Annotated in this window: 17 protein-coding genes; 9 read left to right on the forward strand and 8 right to left on the reverse strand. The window is 41.8% G+C overall.

What is annotated here, in order from left to right; translation table 11 throughout:
- Nucleotides 1–78: 78 nt before the first annotated feature.
- Nucleotides 79–3,063 carry a protein O-mannosyl-transferase family gene (locus tag ACFOSV_RS16475; protein WP_377907144.1) on the forward strand — a complete coding sequence of 995 codons (2,985 nt, stop codon included), beginning with the start codon at nucleotides 79–81 and terminating at the stop codon, nucleotides 3,061–3,063.
- Nucleotides 3,064–3,090: 27 nt separating this feature from the next.
- Here the strand turns inward: ACFOSV_RS16475 and ACFOSV_RS16480 are convergent, their stop codons facing one another.
- Nucleotides 3,091–3,870, reverse strand: a complete 780-nt coding sequence (locus tag ACFOSV_RS16480) for a class I SAM-dependent methyltransferase (RefSeq protein ID WP_377907145.1) — start codon at nucleotides 3,868–3,870, stop codon at nucleotides 3,091–3,093.
- Between the two features lie 57 nt (nucleotides 3,871–3,927).
- Between ACFOSV_RS16480 and ACFOSV_RS16485 the strand changes: the two genes are divergently transcribed.
- Together ACFOSV_RS16485 and rlmB are read left to right on the forward strand one after the other, a co-directional pair.
- Complete coding sequence (locus ACFOSV_RS16485; protein ID WP_377907146.1) at nucleotides 3,928–5,163, forward strand: GWxTD domain-containing protein; 1,236 nt, start codon at nucleotides 3,928–3,930, stop codon at nucleotides 5,161–5,163.
- On the forward strand, nucleotides 5,136–5,918 hold the full coding sequence (rlmB, locus tag ACFOSV_RS16490) for a 23S rRNA (guanosine(2251)-2'-O)-methyltransferase RlmB (RefSeq protein WP_377907147.1): 783 nt from the start codon (nucleotides 5,136–5,138) through the stop codon (nucleotides 5,916–5,918). Before ACFOSV_RS16485 ends, rlmB begins: the two co-directional genes overlap by 28 nt.
- On the opposite strand, the gene ACFOSV_RS16495 is transcribed toward rlmB, so the two are convergent.
- A complete protein-coding gene (locus ACFOSV_RS16495; protein ID WP_377907148.1) occupies nucleotides 5,915–6,988 on the reverse strand; it encodes a mannose-1-phosphate guanylyltransferase in 1,074 nt (357 codons plus the stop codon). The genes rlmB and ACFOSV_RS16495 overlap by 4 nt on opposite strands.
- Before the next feature lie 6 nt (nucleotides 6,989–6,994).
- The gene (locus ACFOSV_RS16500; RefSeq protein ID WP_377907149.1) at nucleotides 6,995–7,963 is read right to left on the reverse strand and encodes a KpsF/GutQ family sugar-phosphate isomerase; all 969 of its coding nucleotides are present in this window, start codon (nucleotides 7,961–7,963) and stop codon (nucleotides 6,995–6,997) included.
- A 92-nt stretch (nucleotides 7,964–8,055) separates the two neighbouring features.
- Here ACFOSV_RS16500 and recQ point away from each other — a divergent pair, with 92 nt between their 5' ends.
- The 4 genes from recQ to ACFOSV_RS16520 all read left to right on the forward strand — a co-directional run bounded on the left by recQ (nucleotide 8,056) and on the right by ACFOSV_RS16520 (nucleotide 13,400).
- Entirely contained in the window at nucleotides 8,056–10,236 is a 2,181-nt protein-coding gene (gene recQ / locus ACFOSV_RS16505; RefSeq protein ID WP_377907150.1) for a DNA helicase RecQ, read from the forward strand.
- Between the two features lie 14 nt (nucleotides 10,237–10,250).
- Nucleotides 10,251–11,540 carry a phosphoribosylamine--glycine ligase gene (gene purD / locus ACFOSV_RS16510; RefSeq protein ID WP_377907151.1) on the forward strand — a complete coding sequence of 430 codons (1,290 nt, stop codon included), beginning with the start codon at nucleotides 10,251–10,253 and terminating at the stop codon, nucleotides 11,538–11,540.
- 122 nt (nucleotides 11,541–11,662) lie between these two features.
- A complete protein-coding gene (gene ricT / locus ACFOSV_RS16515; protein WP_377907152.1) occupies nucleotides 11,663–12,952 on the forward strand; it encodes a PSP1 domain-containing protein in 1,290 nt (429 codons plus the stop codon).
- Nucleotides 12,945–13,400 carry a gliding motility lipoprotein GldH gene (locus ACFOSV_RS16520; RefSeq protein ID WP_377907153.1) on the forward strand — a complete coding sequence of 152 codons (456 nt, stop codon included), beginning with the start codon at nucleotides 12,945–12,947 and terminating at the stop codon, nucleotides 13,398–13,400. The genes ricT and ACFOSV_RS16520 overlap by 8 nt, the downstream gene beginning before the upstream one ends.
- Before the next feature lie 5 nt (nucleotides 13,401–13,405).
- Here the strand turns inward: ACFOSV_RS16520 and ACFOSV_RS16525 are convergent, their stop codons facing one another.
- Nucleotides 13,406–13,852 carry a GNAT family N-acetyltransferase gene (locus tag ACFOSV_RS16525; protein ID WP_377907154.1) on the reverse strand — a complete coding sequence of 149 codons (447 nt, stop codon included), beginning with the start codon at nucleotides 13,850–13,852 and terminating at the stop codon, nucleotides 13,406–13,408.
- A 7-nt stretch (nucleotides 13,853–13,859) separates the two neighbouring features.
- A complete protein-coding gene (gene pgi, locus ACFOSV_RS16530; protein ID WP_377907155.1) occupies nucleotides 13,860–15,509 on the reverse strand; it encodes a glucose-6-phosphate isomerase in 1,650 nt (549 codons plus the stop codon).
- Between the two features lie 136 nt (nucleotides 15,510–15,645).
- Here pgi and ACFOSV_RS16535 point away from each other — a divergent pair, with 136 nt between their 5' ends.
- Nucleotides 15,646–17,931, forward strand: coding sequence for an aminotransferase class III-fold pyridoxal phosphate-dependent enzyme (locus ACFOSV_RS16535; protein WP_377907156.1), 2,286 nt, complete (start codon nucleotides 15,646–15,648; stop codon nucleotides 17,929–17,931).
- 61 nt (nucleotides 17,932–17,992) lie between these two features.
- On the opposite strand, the gene ACFOSV_RS16540 is transcribed toward ACFOSV_RS16535, so the two are convergent.
- From ACFOSV_RS16540 to ACFOSV_RS16550, 3 genes are read right to left on the reverse strand one after another with little or no spacing between them, the layout of a single operon-like run.
- Complete coding sequence (locus ACFOSV_RS16540; protein ID WP_377907157.1) at nucleotides 17,993–18,970, reverse strand: MlaD family protein; 978 nt, start codon at nucleotides 18,968–18,970, stop codon at nucleotides 17,993–17,995.
- Entirely contained in the window at nucleotides 18,967–19,719 is a 753-nt protein-coding gene (locus ACFOSV_RS16545) for an ABC transporter ATP-binding protein (RefSeq protein WP_377907158.1), read from the reverse strand. The genes ACFOSV_RS16540 and ACFOSV_RS16545 overlap by 4 nt, the downstream gene beginning before the upstream one ends.
- A 3-nt stretch (nucleotides 19,720–19,722) precedes the next feature.
- A complete protein-coding gene (locus ACFOSV_RS16550; protein ID WP_377907159.1) occupies nucleotides 19,723–20,520 on the reverse strand; it encodes an MlaE family ABC transporter permease in 798 nt (265 codons plus the stop codon).
- A gap of 59 nt (nucleotides 20,521–20,579) precedes the next feature.
- Here ACFOSV_RS16550 and ACFOSV_RS16555 point away from each other — a divergent pair, with 59 nt between their 5' ends.
- A complete protein-coding gene (locus ACFOSV_RS16555; RefSeq protein ID WP_377907160.1) occupies nucleotides 20,580–20,705 on the forward strand; it encodes a hypothetical protein in 126 nt (41 codons plus the stop codon).
- The last annotated feature ends 627 nt before the right edge of the window (nucleotides 20,706–21,332 follow it).

Here is a 21,332-nt window from a genome sequence, read left to right on the forward strand (position 1 = left end):
CACTTATTTAAAAAGTGCTAAAAAACCCTCCTTTGGTTTTTATTTTTTTATTTTCGCCCTTCCAATCTACGAGACGAAATGCTGAATTTTAAGCGAATAAATAATATCACCGGCTGGGTGGTTTTTGTCCTGGCCACCTTAGTATATATCATTACGGTAGAAGACACTGCTAGTTTCTGGGATCCAGGAGAGTTTATCGCTGTATCTTACAAGCTGTCTGTACCTCACCCTCCTGGAGCTCCATTTTTCCTTTTGGTCTATCGGATGTTTAGCTTTCTCGCACTGGGAGACACGCTTGAAATAGCGTATTGGATGAATATTGGTAGTGCACTATTCTCTGGATTTACCATTCTCTTTCTCTTCTGGTCCATTACCCTATTTGGTCAGCGACTCTTTGGTATTAAGCCAAATGAAGAAAGCAAAGGACAGACTATCGCGCTTATGGGGGCTGGGATCGTCGGGTCGCTTTGTTACACCTTTTCGGATAGTTTTTGGTTTTCAGCTGTTGAATCGGAAGTGTATGCCATGTCCTCCTTTTTTACCGCCATCGTCATTTGGGCAGTCTTAAAGTGGGATGTGATTACAGATCCGAGGAAAGAAAACCGTTGGCTTATTTTTATTGCCTATTTGGTAGGTCTTTCGATTGGTGTTCACTTGCTAAACTTGGTGGCACTGCCTGCTTTAGCCTTGATTTATTACTTCAAAAAGACCGACAAACCAAACCTCAAAGGCTCAATCATAGCCTTTATTTTGGGTGGGGTTACTTTGGTCATTATAAATAATCTGATTATCCCAGGACTACCGAGCTTGGCTGGAAATATGGAGATTTTCTTCGTGAATAGCCTTGGATTGCCTTTTGGGTCTGGAATCATTTTCTTTTCAATAGCCTTTTTTACAGCACTTTACTTCGCCTTCCGATACTCGATGAAGCGAGAAACTGCTACTCTCAATACCATTTTACTTTCTCTAGTCTTTATCCTAATCGGGTATAGCAGTTATGCCTTGATCGTAGTCAGAGCAAATCAAGACCCAGTGATCAATGAAAATGCACCGAAAGATATCATTAGCTATGTGTCTTATCTCAAGCGGGAGCAGTATGGCTATAGACCCTTGCTCCATGGTCAATATTTCACAGCAAAGCTTGTGGACCAAGTAGAAGGATCTCCGATATACCTGAAAGGGGATGACAAATACGAGATCGTAGACTATGAACTGGTGAATACTTATGACCCTACCAAAACAACGATTTTCCCCAGGGTCTATTCCACTCAAGAAAATCATAAGCGGATTTACCGCCAAAAATTAGGACTGCGAGAAGGCCAAGATCCGACTTTCGGAGACAATATCTACTTTATGTTTTCCCATCAGCTAGGGCAAATGTATTTCCGCTATTTTATGTGGAATTTCTCAGGTAGAGAGTCAGATTTCAGCGATGCACCTTGGATTGGACTGACGGATGCTTTCAGCGATAAATTCCCAGATTACATCAAAGAAAACAAGGGGCATAATAATTACTTTATGTTACCCTTAATCTTAGGCTTGGTTGGCTTTTTCTTTCAATACAAAAAAGACTCAAAATCCTTCTACGTCAACTTAATGCTCTTCTTGATGATGGGAGCAGTACTGGTGGTCTACTTGAATTCCCCACCAGTGGAGCCAAGAGAGCGGGATTATATCTATGTGGGTAGCTTCTATGCTTTCGCTATTTGGATAGGAATGGGTGTTTTGGCCATTGCTCATGGAATAGCTAAAATGAATAAAAACCTAGCCACAGCAGGCATCATAGCCACTTTGATCACCCTTCCTGTAGCCGGACTCATGGGAGTGCAAAACTGGGATGATCACAATCGAGATGGCCGCTACTTCTCGGTGGATTCTGCACGAAATTTCTTGGCTTCGTGCGCGCCAAATGCCATACTTTTCACCGGCGGAGATAATGACACCTTCCCACTTTGGTATGTTCAGGAGGTAGAAGGATTCCGTACGGACGTACGAGTGATAGTGCTCTCCTATTTTGATACGGATTGGTATGTGGAGCAGATGACCCGACCTGTAAATGAGTCTGAGGCTTTGCCATTTTCACTGACCAAAGAAAACTTTCAAAAAGGAACCAATGACGTATTGTATGTCACTGGGCAAGATGAAGAGAATTCAGCAATCTCGGTGAGAGCTTATTTATCCCTAATCAGGTCTAATGACCCAAGGCTAAACATGAAAACTGGAGGTAAAAGTGTCATCAACATGGTTCCTTCCAAAAATTTGATTTTGGATGTAGATAGCAGCTTTGTTTACAATGATGAAATTGTTCCTTCACAGTTTAAAAGCCTATTCACGGATCAGATGAACCTTCAAGTGAAAGGACAATACCTTACAAAGGGAAGCTTAATGCTGATAGACCTGATTACAAACAATAATTGGGACAGACCGATCTATTTTAACAATACTTCTTTGGCTACCATTGGGCTTAATCTATCGGACCATGTCGTGATGGAAGGACTTACGTATCGACTTCTTCCTATCCGCAAACCAAATTTCGTACGTGAAGAATTGGTGAACACCGATATTGCCTACAAGCATTTCATGGAAGATTTCCAGTTTAGAAACCTAGACAATCCAGATGCATACTATGATGAGGAGTACAGACGATTTGTATCTAATCATAGAAGTTCGATTAACACCGTGGCAATCGCCCTGCTGGAAGAAAATGAAATGGATAAAGCGCGAGAATTGTTAAACTATGGCCTTGAAGTCATGCCAAATGAGGCGATCCCGTACGATCTTTCCAGCGGTCAGTCTGTTCCTCTGTTTTTTGAGGTCGGAGAAGAGGACAAAGCCCTTGAGATCATCGATGTGGTGGGCAATAGATCACTCGACATGATAGAGTTCTACGATAGTGAAAATCGTGATTACGATCGAGAAATACTGATTTCTATAGAAATGATTCGATACTTTATTCCTCTTTTGAGGGAGCGTGGCTATGACGAAATCGCTGAAGAATTTAAGCGAAGACTAGAAAGCTATTTAGGCCCTCAAGACCTAGGAGATGACATCGATTTGAGATAAAGGAAAAGGGGTTGAGAAATCAACCCCTTATTTTTTCTTGTGCAGAATATAAAAGAGATCCAAACCCTTTGCTGGATCGTCAACTACGAGATAGTCCTCGTGTGAAATATCCACCACGCTTTTACCTTGCTCCTTGTGTAGCTTGTTTCGGTTCAGTCGATTCAAGATTTCATAAGGCATTCTGAGTACTGCTGCAGGAAGCTTATGCTGCAAATCAAAAATATCGAAGCGCATAATCTTCTGCACTGAAGCTCTATTGGCCTCATGGTAAGCCCATACCTTTTCGTTACCGCCAATTCCTTTTGATTCGACTGTATCAAAAATTTCTTTTGCCAATCTGGTCAATTGACTAGGGGTATACTCTCGAATATGCCAAGGATTTCTAGAAAGGGTGTGATTAATGTTTGGAGTGGAGATAATGGCCTTCCCGCCCGGCTTCAGCACTCGATAGATTTCCTGTAAAAAAAGGCGATCATTTTCGATATGCTCGATCACCTGAAAGCTGACCACGGTGTCGAAAGATGCATCTGCTACCGTCTTGAAAGGAGGAATTACAGCTTGCTCGAAGCGAATGTCAGGATATTTCTCACGAAGATTCGTGATCACTTCTCCAATCTTATCAAGACCTAAATAGGATTTCGCCAAGGGCAAAAGTGTCTCCACTCCCCTACCTTCTCCGCAGCCCAACTCTAAGAGCTCACCAGAAATCCAAGGACGTGCTGCGATATAAGCTTTGAGCAATCTTTGGTGGATTGGGTTGTCACTGATCAACTTGTCAGAGGCAATTTCCGTTGTATAGGTAGCCATATAAAATTTTACTATTTTGGCAAAAATAAGGTTAATTTCGTAAACCCTACTCACCCAATGAATCGAAGTAAACTTCTGTTATTCGTATTACTTTTTATCTTTTTTGGCTTCCAGCCAAATGCATTTGCGCAAAGAAGTTTGGAATCTCTCGATCAATCCCTTCGCTATTCAAGATATGCCAGAGTTGGGCTGAAAATCATCCCAATCCAAACAGATGACTCCAAGTTTACTTTGCACATGCAGATCGAGAAGATTGAGGAAAATCCAAGTCTGACCACATTCAATATGAGTTATGCGATCTTGGACTCCTACACGGAAAATATTCCCGAAGATCGGATTGTTATTTTAGGTGCAAATGATCTCAATATGGACACCGAAAGGCATTGGGTATTCCAAAAAGAAGTAGAAATAGATCCGACCAAAGAAACTCAAATAGCCTTGTTAAGCGTACTGGATACACGTCAAGGGGATGAATACTTCTATCATATCGATCTGAAAAGCTCCTATGTCTACGAGCATGCTAAGGTGGGTGCATTTTACGCCAATGGGGTGGCCTTCGATCAAAATTACATCAACCAAGGACAATCCTTAATCTTTGATTCCTTTGACGGGCCAGGTATTCATGCTTTTTACTACCCCCTTAAGTTTCCAGTACCCTACCCTCCCATGGAAACTAGGCCAGCCAATGTTCCTAAAGAACTGGAAGTGATCGATAAGGGTGATTTTCTGGAAAATGTACCAAAAAGTCTAGATGATTTGGGATACTATTTTTTCCAAACTGATACCAGCGATCTAGGTGGTCTCATGATCAAGACCACGCATGATGCCTTCCCTAAAGTAAAGGATTGGGATGAAATGGTGGATATCGTGACCTACATTTCCACCCGCAGAGAGCATGAGGAACTCCTTCAAGCGGAAGATAAAAAGAAGGCGCTAGATGAGTATTGGATTGGTATGACTCGAAATCCTGATACCGCGAAGGAGGTAATTCGTGAATATTTTCGGCAGATCGAATTTGCGAATCTTTTGTTTACAGACTTCAAAGAAGGCTGGAAAACGGACAAAGGAATGGTCTATATAGTGATGGGCCCTCCGAATGAAGTTAATTTTTCTCAGGACCGAGAAGTATGGACTTATGGAGGAATGGGCGAATCTTCCAAAATTAAATTTACCTTTGCGCGAATTAAAAACGTATTGACCCCACACTATTACACGCTGAACCGCTCGAGGGCCTATCAGCCCGTATGGTTTAAAAGTATATCTCAATGGAGAAGCGGAAGGATGGCTTTCTAATAGAAAAAGGAGCGCAGGAAAAAGATTACATTTTTGGTACAAGAGTGGTCATGGAGGCTATTCATGCAGGTAAGGACTTGGATAAAGTTCTGATCCAGAAAGAAGTCAATAATGACTTGATCAAAGAATTGATCAAACTTTGTAAAGAGCACCAAATCCCAGTAGTACGTGTACCAGATGGGAAACTGAATCGCATCACGCGAAAAAATCACCAAGGTGTGATTGCTCAAATGTCAGCCATTTCCTATGCATCACTGGATCATGTGATCGAAAATTGCTTTTCCAGCGGTCAATCTCCCCTAATTTTGATCCTCGACCGAATTACGGATGTGCGGAATTTTGGAGCCATCGTCCGAACGGCAGAATGTGCGGGTGTCCATGCTATCGTCATCCCAGAAAAAGGGAGTGCCCAAATTAATGCCGACGCGATCAAAACCTCTGTTGGCGCGCTTAATTTTCTCCCCATCGTGCGAGTAAAAAATCTATTCTTCCTTTGCAGGGATTTACAAAAATCAGGACTCCAGCTGGTAGCCATTACCGAAAAGACCGATTCTCTCATGTACGAGGCAAACTTTGCAGATCCAGTAGCATTAATCATGGGATCTGAAGAAGATGGTATTTCACCAGATTTGATGAATATCGCCGACCTCAAAGTGAAGATTCCTATGCAGGGTCAAATAGAAAGTTTGAACGTTTCCGTTTCTGCCGGCGTGGCGATTTATGAAGCCCTACGTCAGCGAACAATCGCTTCTTAAATAAATTTGACTCCTTTTTTCTTAGCATCAGCCACGAATTGGCGGATTTCACTTTCCGAATCAATAGGGCAGATTAGAAGAACATTGTCTTCTTCATTCACCAAGTAGTTTTCCAGACCTCTCACTACCACCAATCGGTCAGAATCGGTCTTGATAAAACTGGTTTTGGTATCGTAAAGTAAGGCGTTCGCTTCAACCACGTTTTTATTTTCATCTTGCTCTCGGATTTCATACAAACTAGTCCAAGAACCCAAATCAGACCAACCAAAGTCACTTGGTATGACATATACGTCTTCTGATTTTTCCATGACGCCGTAGTCTATAGAGATACTCTTGACCTGGGTATATGCTTTTTGAATAAAATCAAGCTCCGTTTTAGTATTGAACTGCGGAAGGCCTTCTTCAAAAACCTCAGCCAGATCCTGCAAATGAAGCCGCAAGGCATTAATTAAGCTTTCGGCCTTCCAAACGAAAATGCCAGAATTCCAGACAAAATCACCGCTTTCCAGGAAGGTTTTCGCTAGAGCGGCATTAGGCTTTTCGGTGAAGGTTTTTACTTTAAATGCTTCCTCCCCATCCCTATCGATATACTGAATGTAGCCATAGCCAGTTTCTGGACGATCCGGAGTAATCCCGATAGTCACAAGGCGATCTGGCTTCTGTGCAACCCGAAGCGCCAAATTCATAGTTTCAATAAATTTTTCTCCCTCGAGGACCAAATGATCTGCAGGCGTGATAATCAAATCTGCTTCAGGGTCTTGCGAAAAAATCTTATACGTAGCGTAGGCGATGCAAGTCGCAGTATTTTTTCTGGACGGCTCACTAAGGATTTGATGATCTTCGAGTTCAGGAAGCTGCTCTTTGACCTGATCGATATATTTGGAATAGGTGATAATTAGAAATTGCTCAGGATCTGCAATGTCAGAAAAGCGATCAAAAGTCATTTGCAAAAGGGTGCGGCCGTTACCCAAAACGTCCAAAAATTGCTTCGGCTTATGTCTTCTGCTATAGGGCCAAAAGCGGGATCCTATGCCGCCAGCCATGATTACTATGTAGGGTTTATTGCTCATGGTTTTTTAAACTATTCCTTCTTTCATTAAATCATGAATATGGATAAATCCCACCAGTTTTTCACCCTCAATGGCTACCAGCTGTGTAATATTATTGTTTTTCATCAAGTTTAAGGCTCTAATCGCATACTCATCCACTGAGATAGACTTTGGACTTGGTGTCATCACTTCCTTGGCTCGGATAGCCTGCACATCAAGCGTCTTTTCCAGCATTCTTCGTAAGTCTCCATCCGTAATAATACCAACTACCTTTCCACTGTCATCTACCACAGAAGTGGCTCCGAGTCGTTTTGAAGAGATCTCCACGATTACGTCCTTCAGTCCTGCCGTTTCTAGTACTTTGGGTGGATCAGTCTTTGGAAGTAAGTCTCCTACTTTGAGATAAAGTTGCTTGCCCAGTGAGCCTCCTGGATGATATTTAGCAAAATCATCCGAAGTGAATCCTTTCGCTTCCAAAAGACAAACTGCCAGTGCATCCCCCAAGGCTAAATGGGCCGTAGTGCTGGTGGTAGGTGCCAAATTATGTGGACAGGCTTCCTCCCCTATACTTGCGTTCAAGACAAAATCTGCCTGCTCTGCCAAGTAACTCTGGGTATTGCTGACCAAAGCCACCAATTTAGACCCCAGTTTTTTTAGAAGAGGTACTAGCACTTTAATCTCCGGAGTATTCCCACTTTTTGATATGCAAATTACCACATCGTCTTGTTGAACCATCCCAAGATCACCGTGGATAGCATCTGCTGCATGCATAAAAATGGCTGGTGTCCCAGTAGAATTTAGGGTGGCTACGATTTTGTTTGCGATAATGGCGCTTTTGCCGATGCCAGTTACCACCACACGCCCTTTAGAAGCAAGAATCGCTTCCACGCAGTCAACGAAACCTTGGTCAACAAATCCAGCGATTTGCCGGATAGCCTCGGATTCATTAAGAAGTACGCGAGTGGCTGTTTTTATAATATTTTTAGCTAAATTCAATTCTATCTGCTTTACGCTTTTGGATACGCAAAGTTAAAGAAACAAATGGATCATTCCAGCCAGCAGATTTTATCACCTTAAACCCCTTTCTTGTGGAGGAAAATGTAAAATCAGAGTTAAAAAAGATTTTTGGTTTTAGCCAATTCAGAGGAAATCAAGAATTCATTGTTGATAATCTTCTCAATAGAAAGAATACCTTCGTGATCATGCCCACCGGGGCAGGCAAATCTCTTTGCTATCAGTTACCGGCTGTGGTATCTGAGGGGACAGCGATTGTGATCTCACCCTTGATTGCCTTGATGAAAAATCAAGTGGATCAGCTCAATGCTATAGGTGTGAACGCACATTTCCTCAATTCTACCCTTAACAAGACCGAAGCCAAAAAAGTAAAAGCCCAAGTACTCTCTGGGGATACCAAACTACTCTATGTAGCGCCCGAATCGCTCACGAAAGAAGAGAATATCAATTTTCTCAAGTCTGCCAAATTGAGCTTTGTTGCAATCGATGAAGCCCATTGTATCTCAGAATGGGGCCATGACTTCAGGCCTGAATACCGCAAAATCAAGTCAATTGTAGCCCAGATTGCTCCTACTCTTCCTATCATCGCGCTGACAGCCACTGCTACTCCAAAAGTGCAACAGGATATTCAACGTAATCTGCAAATGGAAGAAGCAGATCTATTTAAATCTTCCTTTAACAGAACCAACCTTTTTTACGAAGTAAAACCTAAGGTCAAAAACTCAACAAAAAAGAACCTTATCCGATTTATCAAGGGCCACAAGGGTAAATCGGGTATCATTTACTGTCTAAGTAGAAAAAAAGTAGAAGAGATCGCGGATTTTCTCAAGGTCAATCAAATCAATGCCGCTCCGTACCATGCAGGTCTAGAACCAGCAGTTCGAATGAAAAATCAGGATGACTTCTTGAATGAAGACTTAGAGGTCATCGTAGCCACCATCGCTTTCGGAATGGGGATTGACAAGCCTGATGTGCGATTTGTCATCCACTATGATGTGCCCAAGTCACTTGAAGGCTACTATCAAGAGACAGGAAGAGCCGGCAGGGATGGTTTGGAAGGCCACTGTTTGATGTTTTACAGCTACAATGACATCATCAAGCTAGACAAGTTTAATAAGGACAAACCAGTCACCGAAAGAGAGAATGCCAAGGTGCTTTTACAGGAGATGGCAGCCTATGCGGAGACATCAGTTTGCCGCCGAAAATTTATTCTAAATTATTTTGGCGAACAGATGGAAAATGATTGCGGATACTGCGATAATTGTAAACGCGATCGAGTCACCTTTGAGGGAATGGATCTGCTCATCACAGCCCTAGAGGCGGTAGTGCAATGCAATCAGCGCTTTGGTCTCGCCCATTTAGTTAAAGTAATTTTGGGTGAGGAAAATGAATACATTTCCAGCTATCAGCACGATCAATTGGATGTGTATGGAAAAGGAAAAGATCAAGATGAAAAGATTTGGACCTCTGTATTGAGACAAGCCATGATTCGTGGTTTCATCGAAAAGGATATTGAAAATTATGGAGTGCTAAAGCTAACGGAGGCTGGAAAGGAATTTTTGGAGGATCCATTCTCTGTAGCTCTTTATGAAGATCAAGATTTTGAAAAAATGGAAGAAGAAGAAGAATCTGCAGAAGCCGAAGGTAATTCCAACCTTGCTTACGACGAGGATCTCTTTGAATTGCTCAAGGCAGAACGAAAGAAGGTAGCCAAAGCCAAAGGCCTGCCGCCTTATGTGATTTTCCAAGATCCATCTTTGGAAGAAATGGCAACCCTGTACCCTACCACTCGGGAAGAATTGGCCCAAATAAATGGAGTGGGTATGGGAAAAGTCGCTAAATTCGGAGCAACGTTTCTGAAAATCATTTCCCAATACGTGGATGAAAATGAAATCGAGACGGCTTCAGACGTCATTGTCAAAACCTCAGGTAGTAGATCTAAGATCAAAATATCTATTATTCAGCAGATTGACAGAAAAATTGACCTAGAAGAAATCGCTGATAATTTGAATATCTCGCTTGCTGAATTACTTCAGGAAATAGAGCAAATCATCTACAGCGGAACCAAATTAAATATCGACTACTACATTCATCATATCATGGATGAAGAAAGAGAAGAAATTCTCCATGATTATTTTATGTCTGCAGATAGCGATCAAATTCAAACTGCATTAGACGAATTGGAAGATGAGGATTTCGCCGAAGACGAACTTCGGGTATACCGCATCAAATTCATTTCGGATCATGCCAATTAAGTGAAACTACATTAATGAATATACTTTTATTGGGGAGCGGAGGCAGAGAGCACGCTTTTGCTTGGAAAATTGTACAAAGCCCATCATGTGAAAAACTCTATGTGGTACCAGGAAATGCTGGTACGGCTGAAATAGCCGAAAACGTGGAGCTCTCTATTACGGACTTTCCTGCAATCGCCGAAATGATTGTCAACAAGTCTATCGACTTAGTAGTTGTAGGTCCGGAAGAACCCTTGGTTAAAGGCTTAGTGGATTATCTGAAAAATAATCCGAAGACGTCTCACACCCCCGCCGTGGGTCCATCCCAGCTCGGGGCGACTCTGGAAGGAAGCAAGGATTTTTCCAAGCGCTTCATGCAGCGCAATGGTATACCAACAGCCGCCTACGAAACCTTCACCTCGGATCAAATAGATCTAGGTCTGGCCTATCTCGAAAAACAAAGCTTACCCATCGTATTGAAGGCAGACGGTTTGGCTGCCGGAAAAGGGGTTTTGATTTGTGAAACACTCGCCCATGCCAAGGAAAGTCTAAAGGATATGCTCCTGGATAAGAAATTTGGGGATGCCTCGAGCAAAGTAGTCATTGAAGAGTTTTTATCAGGAATTGAATTGTCAGTTTTTGTAGCAACTGATGGAAAGGATTATAAGATTTTACCCGAGGCTAAAGATTATAAGCGAATTGGTGAAGGGGACACAGGCTTGAATACCGGAGGTATGGGGGCTGTGAGTCCTGTGATTTTTGCCGATGAGGCTTTTATGAAAAAAGTCGAAGAGAAAGTCGTTAAGCCTACTGTAGAAGGCTTAGCCAAAGAAAATATTCCCTATAAAGGCTTTCTTTTCATTGGTCTGATGAACACGGATGGAGATCCAAAAGTAATTGAATACAACGTGCGAATGGGTGATCCGGAAACTGAGGCTGTTTTACCAAGAATAGAAAGTGATTTCTTAGATCTTCTGAAAGGAATCGGAGAAGGCTCCTTGGGTAAATATGAGTTGAAGGTTTCTCCAAAATTCGCAACTACTGTGGTAATGGTCAGTGGTGGATATCCAGAAAGCTATCAGAAGGGTTACCCTATTTCTCTTTCGGAGGAAAACACTGATTCAGTACTATTTCATGCCGGAACCAGCAGAAACGACAAAGGTGAGCTCATCAACACCGGTGGTCGAGTATTGGCAATTACCGGATTGGGTGATTCTCTGGATTCAGCCCTTAAAAACGCCTTTAACCGTGTAGAAAAGACCCATTGGGAAAAGGCCTACTATCGAAAAGACATTGGGAAAGATGTCTTAGAATTATATAAATAAACCTAAAAATTCAGAGTTAAGGCTCTGTAGCTATATATATGTCTGGATGTACTACGTGCTCCACAAGCGGAGGAGGAGGATGCCAAAAAAATGGCACCTGTGGAACTAGTGATTGCAATAAAATGAACAGTTTCGATTGGCTTTCCCATATGGGAATTCCAGAGATCGATAAGTTTGATATTGTCGAGGTGAAGTTCAAAGGAGGTCGTAAAGACTACTTTAGAAATGTGGATCGAATTGCCCTACACACCGGAGATCCAGTAGTAGTCGCTTCCCAAAGCGGCCATCATATCGGCTATGTCTCCCTTCAAGGCGAACTGGTACGCTTGCAAATGCAAAAGCGCAAGATCAGAGATAATGATGATATCCTTAAAATCTACCGAATCGCTGGTGAACGGGATTTAGAAAAATGGGAAGAAGCCAAGAATCGTGAATTGCCTTCACTATACAGAAGCCGGCAAATTATACAGGAGCTAGGGCTGAAAATGAAGCTCTCCGACATTGAATATCAAGCCGATAATTCTAAAGCCACCTTTTATTATTCTGCCGATGACCGGGTAGATTTCCGAGAACTCATTCGGCATTTGGCGGGAGAGTTTCATATCCGTGTGGAAATGAAGCAAATCAGCCTAAGACAAGAAGCTGGAAGACTAGGTGGAATCGGAGTATGTGGTCGCGAGCTTTGCTGCTCTACCTGGTTGGTGGATTTCAAAAACGTAAGTACCTCTGCCGCAAGATATCAGAACCTTTCACTGAATCCTGGAAAACTCAGTGGGCAATGTGGGAGACTTAAATGCTGCTTAAATTATGAGCTCGACACCTATCTAGAGGCCATCAAGGACATTCCCAAGGTTGAAAAGCCTCTGATCACCGAAGCTGGCCCAGCCAAACTTCAAAAAACCGATATCTTCCGCAAGCTGATGTGGTTTAGTGTTAATAATGACAACGACTGGCAAAGTATTACTTGTGAGCGGGTAAGTGAAATTTTAGAAATTAATGCAAAAGGAGGTAAAGTATTCAACCTTCAGGTAAACAACGCGGATGAAATCGAAGACCTTGCAGCCAAATCCACTTTAGAGCTAGAGGCGCTGGATCGAAAATTTGCAAAAAAACGTAAGCCTAGAAATAAGAACAACGCTAGAAATAGGAAGCCTAATACGGCGAAAAATCCCAACGAAGATGCTGCTGTTCTAAAGACTAGCCCGCAGGGCGAAACTGAAAAGCCCCAAAGTAAACGCCGAAATAAGAACCGAAGAAAGCCAAAACCTGCTCAAAATAGTCCTCAGACCAACAAACCACAGCAAGAGAAACCTGCTGCTCAGGCTCCAAAGGCCTCAGGAAATAAGAGTAAAAGAAAATTTCCCCCAAGACGGAATCAAGATTCAAATAACAACAACTCTTCAAATGACTAAAATGAGGTCTTGGCTGGTTTTATTTTCGGTGATTGGTCTTTTTTCATGCGATGGAAACAGGCTTTATGAGGATTTCCAACCTGTGGCAGACCAATCTTGGGCACAAACAGATACCGTTACATTTGACCTAAGCACCTTAAAAAATGAAGGAACTGAGCATTTATTGGGATTGAGATTTACAGATGAATATCCCTTCACCAATGCTTACATGAAATTCATTGGCAAAGACAGTTTAGGTCAGGTTATCCAAGAACAATTGGTCAATGTCATTCTTTTTGACCCAAAGTCAGGAAAGCCTTTAGGCAAAGGTTTTGGAAACACTCATACGACTTACGACACCCTTCAGTTTCGCCCTGAAGCGGAAATCAAAACCATTCATGTGCTCCAATACATGAGAGAAAAAGAGCTCGAGGGTGTGGAGGCTATTGGGTATAAAGTCCTGAAATAATTACCTCAGAGGACTTTTTCGAAGCAAATACTATTGGCTACCCCCACATAGGGCTCGTAGTTTGGAATTTCTTGGTACCCCAACTTACGGTAAAGTGATACGGCCTCTTTTTGTCTCCTTCCCGTTTCTAGGATACAGCTTTTAGCCCCAGTTTCTTTGGCCCAAAGCTCCAATGCACCTACCACTTGGCTGGCCACTCCCCTGCCTCTAAACTCAGGCTCAGTATACATTCGCTTGATTTCCATTTTTTCAGAAAACACAGGCTTGAGTGCCCCGCAACCTACCGCACGATCCTCATCAAAAACTAGGATCACATGCTCCAGAAATTCAATTTTATTGAATTGGGAATAAAAAACAGTTTCCTCTCCGTCGATCTTTGCGAGATAGGAATCAAGTTTTGCAACCAGCTGCCGAAAATCAGTATTGTCTGTAGTAGTGCGTAGGATTTTCATGGCCCTTCTACCCCTTTCTCATTTTTTTGTAGGCATTGATCAGACCGTTTGTAGACCCATCATGACTACTCACCTCTTCATCACCAGAAAGCTCAGGAAGGATCTTTTTGGCTAAAACTTTGCCTAGCTCCACGCCCCACTGATCAAAGCTGAAAATGTTCCAAATGACCCCTTGCACGAATATTTTATGCTCATACAGTGCTATCAACATCCCAAGACTACGAGGAGTGAGCTTTTTGATCAAAATAGAATTTGTGGGTCTATTCCCTTCAAACACCTTATGGGGTAATACCTTTTCGATCTCAGCTTCAGACATCCCGCTGGCTTTCAATTCGCTGAGTACCTCTTGTTCAGATTTTCCTTTGGCCAAGGCTTCTGTTTGAGCGAAGAAATTGGAAAGAAGTTTTTCATGATGATCTCCTATCGGATTTTGCGAAATAGCTGGTGCAATAAAATCACAAGGAATCAAGTGCGTGCCTTGATGGATCAACTGATAAAATGCGTGCTGACCATTAGTACCAGGCTCCCCCCAGATGATAGGGCCAGTGGTGTAATTCACTTTTTCGCCGCTTCTGCTCACATATTTGCCATTGCTCTCCATATTTCCTTGTTGGAAATAAGCTGCAAAGCGATGCATATATTGGTTGTAGGGTAAAATTGCTTCTGATGAAGCGCCAAGGAAATTCGTATTCCAAATACCAATTAAAGCTAAAATCACTGGCATATTTCGATCAAACATCGAGTGCCTGAAATGCTCGTCCATGGCAAAAGCGCCACCCAGTAGCTTTTCGAAATTTTCAAAACCAATAGCACAAGCGATGGGCAGACCAATGGCTGACCAAAGGGAATATCGACCACCTACCCAGTCCCAAAAGGCGAACATATTTTTTGGATCAATGCCAAACTCAGTCACGGCCTCAGCATTGGTAGACAAAGCCACAAAGTGTTTTGCTACTGCCGCTTGATCCTTTGCTTGAGTCAAAAACCAATCTCTTGCAGAGTGGGCATTGGTCATAGTCTCCTGCGTGGTAAAAGTCTTTGAAGCAATGAAAAAAAGTGTGGTTTCGGGATCACATTTGGCCAAAGCCTCTGCTAGATGAGTTCCGTCAACATTCGATACAAAATGAATTTCTAAATTTCTATTTTGGTAAGCCTTTAAGGCTTCGGTCACCATCACGGGACCTAAGTCAGATCCGCCGATACCTATATTCACCAAGGATTTGATAGGCTTCCCGGTATAGCCCAGCCATTTTTGCTGGTAAATCTGATCGGCGAAGGACTTCATCTGATTTAGAACAGCCTTTATCTCAGGCATGACATCCTCCCCTTCAAAATACACTGCATGCCCACTTTGGTTCCTTAGGGCTGTATGTAATACCGCTCGATTCTCAGTTTCATTGATACGCTTACCAGCAAACATGGATTCTATTGCCGCATGAAGCTCTGTCTCTTCAGCTAAATCCCGAAGTGCTTTTAAAATGTCATCATTTACTCGATTTTTGGAAAAATCAAGGAGCATATCTTCCAAAGTCAGAGAATATCGTTCAAATCGCTCATTTTCTTCCAACAAATCTGTAATCCGGAGATCCTTGTAAGTGGAGGCAAGTTGGGTAAGTCTAGACCAGGCGTCGGTCTTTGAAGGGTTAATGGAGTACATTAGGTTTAACTTAAAAAGGTTTGAGTACAAAAATAGGATTAATCTAGTCTTTGAAAAGGCAGATGATAGATTGATGTAGATTTTTCTATTAGTTTCATCCTTCCAATTCGAAGTACTTACAATCCAGCTAAAACAGGTGAAAGAAAAAGAGATATATGACTTTCTGATTGAAGAATTTGAAGCTGAGAGTTCTAGGCTCGAAAAGCTAGACGGCTATGCCAATATGAACTTTTCTTTCTTGGCTTTAGGAGAAAAATATATCCTCAAAACGTACCCTTTTGAAGAACAACTGTTCCAGTTGCTTAAAGCTGAGACCGAAATTTTAGTCCATCTGAGTGGAAAAGCCAATGATAGCTATCCAGTGGCTATCCCATTTAAGGATGGCTCTTTAATCCAGACCAAAGAATTGGATGGTAACAAGACCATTTTTAGAGTACTGAGTTATCTTCCTGGGGATTTCATGGGAGACGCTTTTCCTAGTCAAAAATTATACGGCTCTCTCGGTAAAGCGCTGGCAGAAATGAATCTGCAGCTAAAGAAGCATACGAATCTGGTAATCAAGGGAAAACAAAGTCCTTGGGATCTACAATACTTTGGTTTGAATAAATCATTAGCCTCTTTGATCCCCATTCCTCATGACCGGAAAGTGGTTGATTATTTTTTCCTTCAATTTGAAGAAAATATTGGCTCAAAGCTCCCAAACCTACGAAGACAAGTAATTCATGGGGATGCCAATGAATGGAATATCTTGGTGGAAGGAGATGAGGTTAGTGCTTTCATAGACTTTGGTGATAGTTGTTTTTCACCTTTGATCAATGAGGTAGCCATTGCACTCACCTATGTGATCTACGATAAAGAAAATCCATTGTATTGGGTTTCTGATTTTCTAAAAAGCTACCACCAAGTCTTTCCCTTGCTGGTGGAAGAGCTGGAATTACTGTATTATTTGATCGCTGCAAGGCTTTGTACGAGCGTTTGCCAATCGGCAAAATCAAAACTCGCAAATCCAGAAAATGCTTATGCAACCGTCAGTGAAAAATCTGCTTGGCAGACACTACACCGATGGATTCGTATCAGCCCACTTCATGCAGAAATTAAATTTAAAGAGCTCTTAGGCTTCCCTATTTCGAAAAGTAAAGATGAAGAGGCTGCGCTAAAAGATAGACATCAGTTTATCAGTCCCTTGCTTTCCGTAAGCTATAAAAAGCCGCTATCCTTGTCCGGGTCTGCATTTCAATATATGTATGATACTCATGGAAACACCATTCTTGACGCCTACAATAATATCCCACATGTAGGACATTGTCACCCAAAAGTGGTCCAAGCTGGACAGCGACAAATGGCTAAGCTAAATACGAATACAAGGTATTTGTATGATTTGCTACCACGATATGCGGAAAAGCTTTTAGGGAAATTTCCGAAACATCTAAACCGAGTCTTTTTTGTCAATTCCGGATCAGCAGCCAGTGATTTGGCTATACGAATAGCTGCTGCATACAGTGGAAATAGAAATGTGATGGTGATGGAGCATGGGTATCATGGAAATACTCAAATCTCCATTGACATCAGCGACTATAAGTTTTCTAATAAAAAAGGCCAAGGCCAAGCTTCAAATATCCTGAAATCCAGTATCCCGGATTTGTATCGAGGAAAATATCAAAACCCCGAAACAGCTGGATGGAGCTATGCTCAAGAAGCTATAGCCCAACTTAAGGGGTTTGAAAAGCCGATTGGTGCTTTCGTCTCTGAGCCTATCGTGGGTTGTGGAGGTCAGGTGCCATTGGCTCCTGGATATCTGAAAGCGCTCTACCCTGCCATTCGTGCCCAAGGTGGTATTTGTATCAGTGACGAGGTGCAGACTGGATTTGGACGTGTGGGCGAGTATTTCTGGGGATATGAAGCCCAGGAAGTCATTCCAGACATGGTCATTTTAGGCAAACCAATGGGGAATGGACATCCTATCGGGGCTGTGATCACTACTCAGGAAGTGGCAGAGGCCTTTGAAAAAGGAGTGGAATTTTTTAGCTCCTTTGGAGGAAATCCTGTTTCCTGTGCAATCGGTATTTCTGTTTTGGAGGTGATTGAAGAGGAAGGGTTGCAGCAGAATGCACTGGAAGTTGGCGAATTTTACAAAAAAGCCTTAAATGAGCTCAAAAATGACTTTTCATGCATTGGCGATGTGCGAGGATCAGGACTATTTCTCGGCGTGGAATTGGTCAAACCTGATTCAAATGATCCTGACACGGCCTTAGCATCCTTGGTTAAAAACGAACTTCGAAATCAAAACATTCTGATCAGTACGGATGGTCCATACGATAATGTGTTAAAAACAAAGCCTCCACTTTGTTTTTCCAAGTCAAACGCAGACCAAGTGTTCGATGCTATTACTACTATTCTTCAAAAAGTCGAGTTTCACTCGTAATCTTTACACATTAAACCACAAAAAAAGGGAGTCAAATCGATTCCCTTTAATTTGAAGTCTTTTAATTTCCTTCCTTTTCTGCTTCTTTCGCTTGTCTTTTGAAGCCTTTCCTAAACGGCCAAGTGTAAGGCAAAGCCTCCAAACCCTTATTTAAGTTGTAAGTAGCCGAATCAGTATTAATCATGAAACTTTTTAAATCTTCTGCAAATTCAGGGTCATTCAAGAGCACTCCCATTGCATTGTCACTCGAGTTGAATTTATCGGTAATGGCCTTAAGCTCCTCAGTCATTTGCTCAGAGTTTTTAGCGGTTGCCTGAAGTGTATTCAATGTTTCTCTTACTTGGTCAGCCATCAGCGTATCAGTTACCAAGTCATTGAAGAGATTACCTTCTTGGTTGAGTTTAGCCGTAAACTTATTCAACTCAGCCAGCATTTTGTTGCTATTCGTAGAGGCTACTGCAAGATTGTTTAGTATGCTTCGGAAGTTTTCAGCCAGCAAAGAGTCGGTCATCACAGCACCTACGATGCCTTCACCATCGGCCAACTTGCTCGTCAACACCTTCAAATCCGCAGTAATATCCACTAGATTTTCATTATTGGTCTGCAATGTCTCCATCATCTGATCTGTATCCAATGGCATCACAGACTCAAGTCTATCACCATTCTCCACAGGTGGTGCCATGGTAGTACCACCATAAATCACAATGATTTTGTTACCTATCAAACCATCAGAACTCAAAGTGGCTTTAGAGTCCTTTCGGATAAACTCCACTACTTCCTCCTCCACATTCATAATAATTTCTACTTGGGAGTCTCCGTAAAAGTTGATTTTCTTCACGGTTCCAATCTTCACCCCAGAAAACCAAATGTTGTTTCCAGTCTGAAGACCTCCGATATCATCAAAAACGGTTCTTAGCTCAATGGCTTTTACAAACTTCTTTTGCTGACCACCTAGTGTAAGGATACCAGTGACCAAAATTGCAATGCCTAGGAATACAAAAATCCCTACAATGACAGATCTTTTATTTTCAGCTTTCATGAATTTATGAAATTATAATCGTAGAATGATTTGACACGCTGATCATCAGCATGGGCAAAAACCTCATCAAATGAACCCACGGCCTTAAATTGACCGTCTAGCAAAACTGCCTGCCTGTCTCCAGTCATTTTTGCACAGGTCAAATCGTGAGTAATCACAATTGAAGAGGTATTATACTGCTCTCTGACCTGAATGATCAGATTGTTAATATCGATACAAGTAATCGGATCCAAACCCGCTGTTGGCTCATCATAAAGCATGATTTCAGGTTCTAAGATCAAGGTACGAGCCACACCGATTCGCTTTTTCTGACCTCCAGACAATTCAGAAGGCATTTGATCGATAGATTGAGGAAGGCCCACGCTATCCAGCAAACTTTCGATTTTGTAGTTTATTTCTTTTTTGGTCAGGTTTTTAACATTCCTCACTAGAGGAAATTCCATGTTTTCCCGCACAGTCATACTATCGTAAAGCGCGGAGTTTTGAAATGAAAAGCCAATTTTCAAACGTAAGGCGTTTAATTGCCTCACACCCAATTGAGCCACATCCTGTCCCAAAACCATCATCGAACCTGAATCTTGCTTGAGAAGGCCCACCATGATTTTGATCAAAACAGATTTACCTGACCCAGATTTCCCTAGCACAACAAGGTTTTCCCCTTTGTGCAGGTCCAAATCAACGCCTTGGAGTACTTTTAAGTCTCCAAATGATTTTTTCAATCCTCGTATTTCGACTACTTTTTCTTCCATAGCTTACCAGGTTCGAATCGCGTTTACAATCTGAAGGGCCAAGAGCTCCTCTATAAATATCAAAAACATAGAAATTACAACCGCGGAATTTGCCGCGCGACCTACACCCTCGGTTCCTTTGGAAGAGTTGTAGCCTTTATAGCAGCCCACAATTCCGATGGTAAACCCAAATAAAATCGATTTAAGGACGGAGGAGAAAATATCTAGGAAGGTAATAGACTCAAAGACTTGAACAAAAAAGGTGGACATACTCACCAGTTCTTTAGAATTCACACTCAAAAATGATCCCATTAATGCAACAAAGTCTGTGTACATCACTAGCATGGGAATCATAAATGTGGTTGCCAAGACTCTAGATACCACCAGAAATTTAAATGGATTGGTGGCCGATACCTCCATGGCATCAATCTGCTCTGTTACTTTCATGGAGCCGATTTCTGCGCCTATACTTGACCCCACTTTTCCCGCAGCTATCAGCGCAGTAACCAAAGGTCCCATGGCTCTCACTACCGCGATAGATATCAAAGATGGAAGCCAAGAGGCCGCACCAAATTCTTCCAGAGAAGGTCTAGATTGATTGGTAAATACAATCCCCACGATAAAGCCCGTAAGGGAAATAAGTGGGAGAGATTCTACTCCGATTCTATAACATTGCTGCACCACTTCCCTGAATTCATAAGGAGGTAAAAACACCTCTTTAAAAAATCGAAGAACAAAGCGATAAGCATCCGCAAGACCCCTGAAAAAATTGTCGATTTTCTTGGAAAGGAAAGGTTTTTTTTCGTCTGTTTCTTCAGCCATTAGCTTGATTTGAAGATGTGAAAATAAGCAAAAATTTCGTAGGTCTAAACCGATTTGTGATGACTGCCGAAATCCTTAAAATCATTCAACAGCTAATTTTCATTATTCGTGCCAAAGGTACCAATATGACTTTCCAGATCGAAACGATCAACAACAAAGCTTCATTAAAAAGTGTGAAAAATTGAGGGCGAAAAAATCCATTCATTCTAAGAATCTCGACAAGAAAAAGGACTCAACTTTAGCAAGACTAATTTTTAATTTTCAAAAAAACTACTCCTCGTTTCACACTAGTCCACCCATAGACACTAAATGGCTTTCGCTCAAAAAAAAGTAAACAGAGCCTTTCGATTTTAGCTGAAAGAACGGCTGAATGTTAAACCTGAAATTTCTCTCAAATTACTGGACCAAATTATCAGAATTATAGATTTAGATTAATCTAATTTATTTAGACTAGACTAATTACGAGGACCCTAAAATAGTCTTAAACAATTTTAAATCAGATATTTAATAAAATACATATAAAGTGATTTCTACTAAGATAATTTGAATTAATTGAATCTGGTCTGAGCCCATAAAAATTAGCCTCTAGCAAAAAAAAAGTCTAAAAAGTAAGCCAAACCCTGCTAGTTTGTCTCAAAAAAAAGAAGCTCGGAAGGTTGATCTCTCTTCCCTCCTACTCTATGATTGGTTCATGAAACCTTCGAATTCTTCTCCCATTTCATCCATTGAAGGGGCAGCCTGATCACTGCCTGCCAAAGGAAAATCTTTATGGAATTAGAAAGATTTATTCCTACAAGATTACGATGAATAAG

This window comes from Algoriphagus namhaensis, from assembly GCF_042649705.1.
Classification (GTDB): Bacteria; Bacteroidota; Bacteroidia; order Cytophagales; family Cyclobacteriaceae; genus Algoriphagus; species Algoriphagus namhaensis.

Bases quoted from the DNA above. Each gene is read 5' to 3' on its own strand.
- pgi (WP_377907155.1), bottom strand. From the start codon at position 15,509: ATGTACTCCATTAACCCTTCAAAGACCGACGCCTGGTCTAGACTTACC.
- purD (WP_377907151.1), top strand. From the start codon at position 10,251: ATGAATATACTTTTATTGGGGAGCGGAGGCAGAGAGCACGCTTTTGCT.
- ACFOSV_RS16475 (WP_377907144.1), top strand. From the start codon at position 79: ATGCTGAATTTTAAGCGAATAAATAATATCACCGGCTGGGTGGTTTTT.
- ricT (WP_377907152.1), top strand. From the start codon at position 11,663: ATGAACAGTTTCGATTGGCTTTCCCATATGGGAATTCCAGAGATCGAT.
- ACFOSV_RS16540 (WP_377907157.1), bottom strand. From the start codon at position 18,970: ATGAAAGCTGAAAATAAAAGATCTGTCATTGTAGGGATTTTTGTATTC.
- ACFOSV_RS16485 (WP_377907146.1), top strand. From the start codon at position 3,928: ATGAATCGAAGTAAACTTCTGTTATTCGTATTACTTTTTATCTTTTTT.
- ACFOSV_RS16550 (WP_377907159.1), bottom strand. From the start codon at position 20,520: ATGGCTGAAGAAACAGACGAAAAAAAACCTTTCCTTTCCAAGAAAATC.
- ACFOSV_RS16520 (WP_377907153.1), top strand. From the start codon at position 12,945: ATGACTAAAATGAGGTCTTGGCTGGTTTTATTTTCGGTGATTGGTCTT.
- ACFOSV_RS16495 (WP_377907148.1), bottom strand. From the start codon at position 6,988: ATGAGCAATAAACCCTACATAGTAATCATGGCTGGCGGCATAGGATCC.
- ACFOSV_RS16525 (WP_377907154.1), bottom strand. From the start codon at position 13,852: ATGAAAATCCTACGCACTACTACAGACAATACTGATTTTCGGCAGCTG.
- ACFOSV_RS16555 (WP_377907160.1), top strand. From the start codon at position 20,580: ATGACTGCCGAAATCCTTAAAATCATTCAACAGCTAATTTTCATTATT.
- ACFOSV_RS16545 (WP_377907158.1), bottom strand. From the start codon at position 19,719: ATGGAAGAAAAAGTAGTCGAAATACGAGGATTGAAAAAATCATTTGGA.
- ACFOSV_RS16480 (WP_377907145.1), bottom strand. From the start codon at position 3,870: ATGGCTACCTATACAACGGAAATTGCCTCTGACAAGTTGATCAGTGAC.
- rlmB (WP_377907147.1), top strand. From the start codon at position 5,136: ATGGAGAAGCGGAAGGATGGCTTTCTAATAGAAAAAGGAGCGCAGGAA.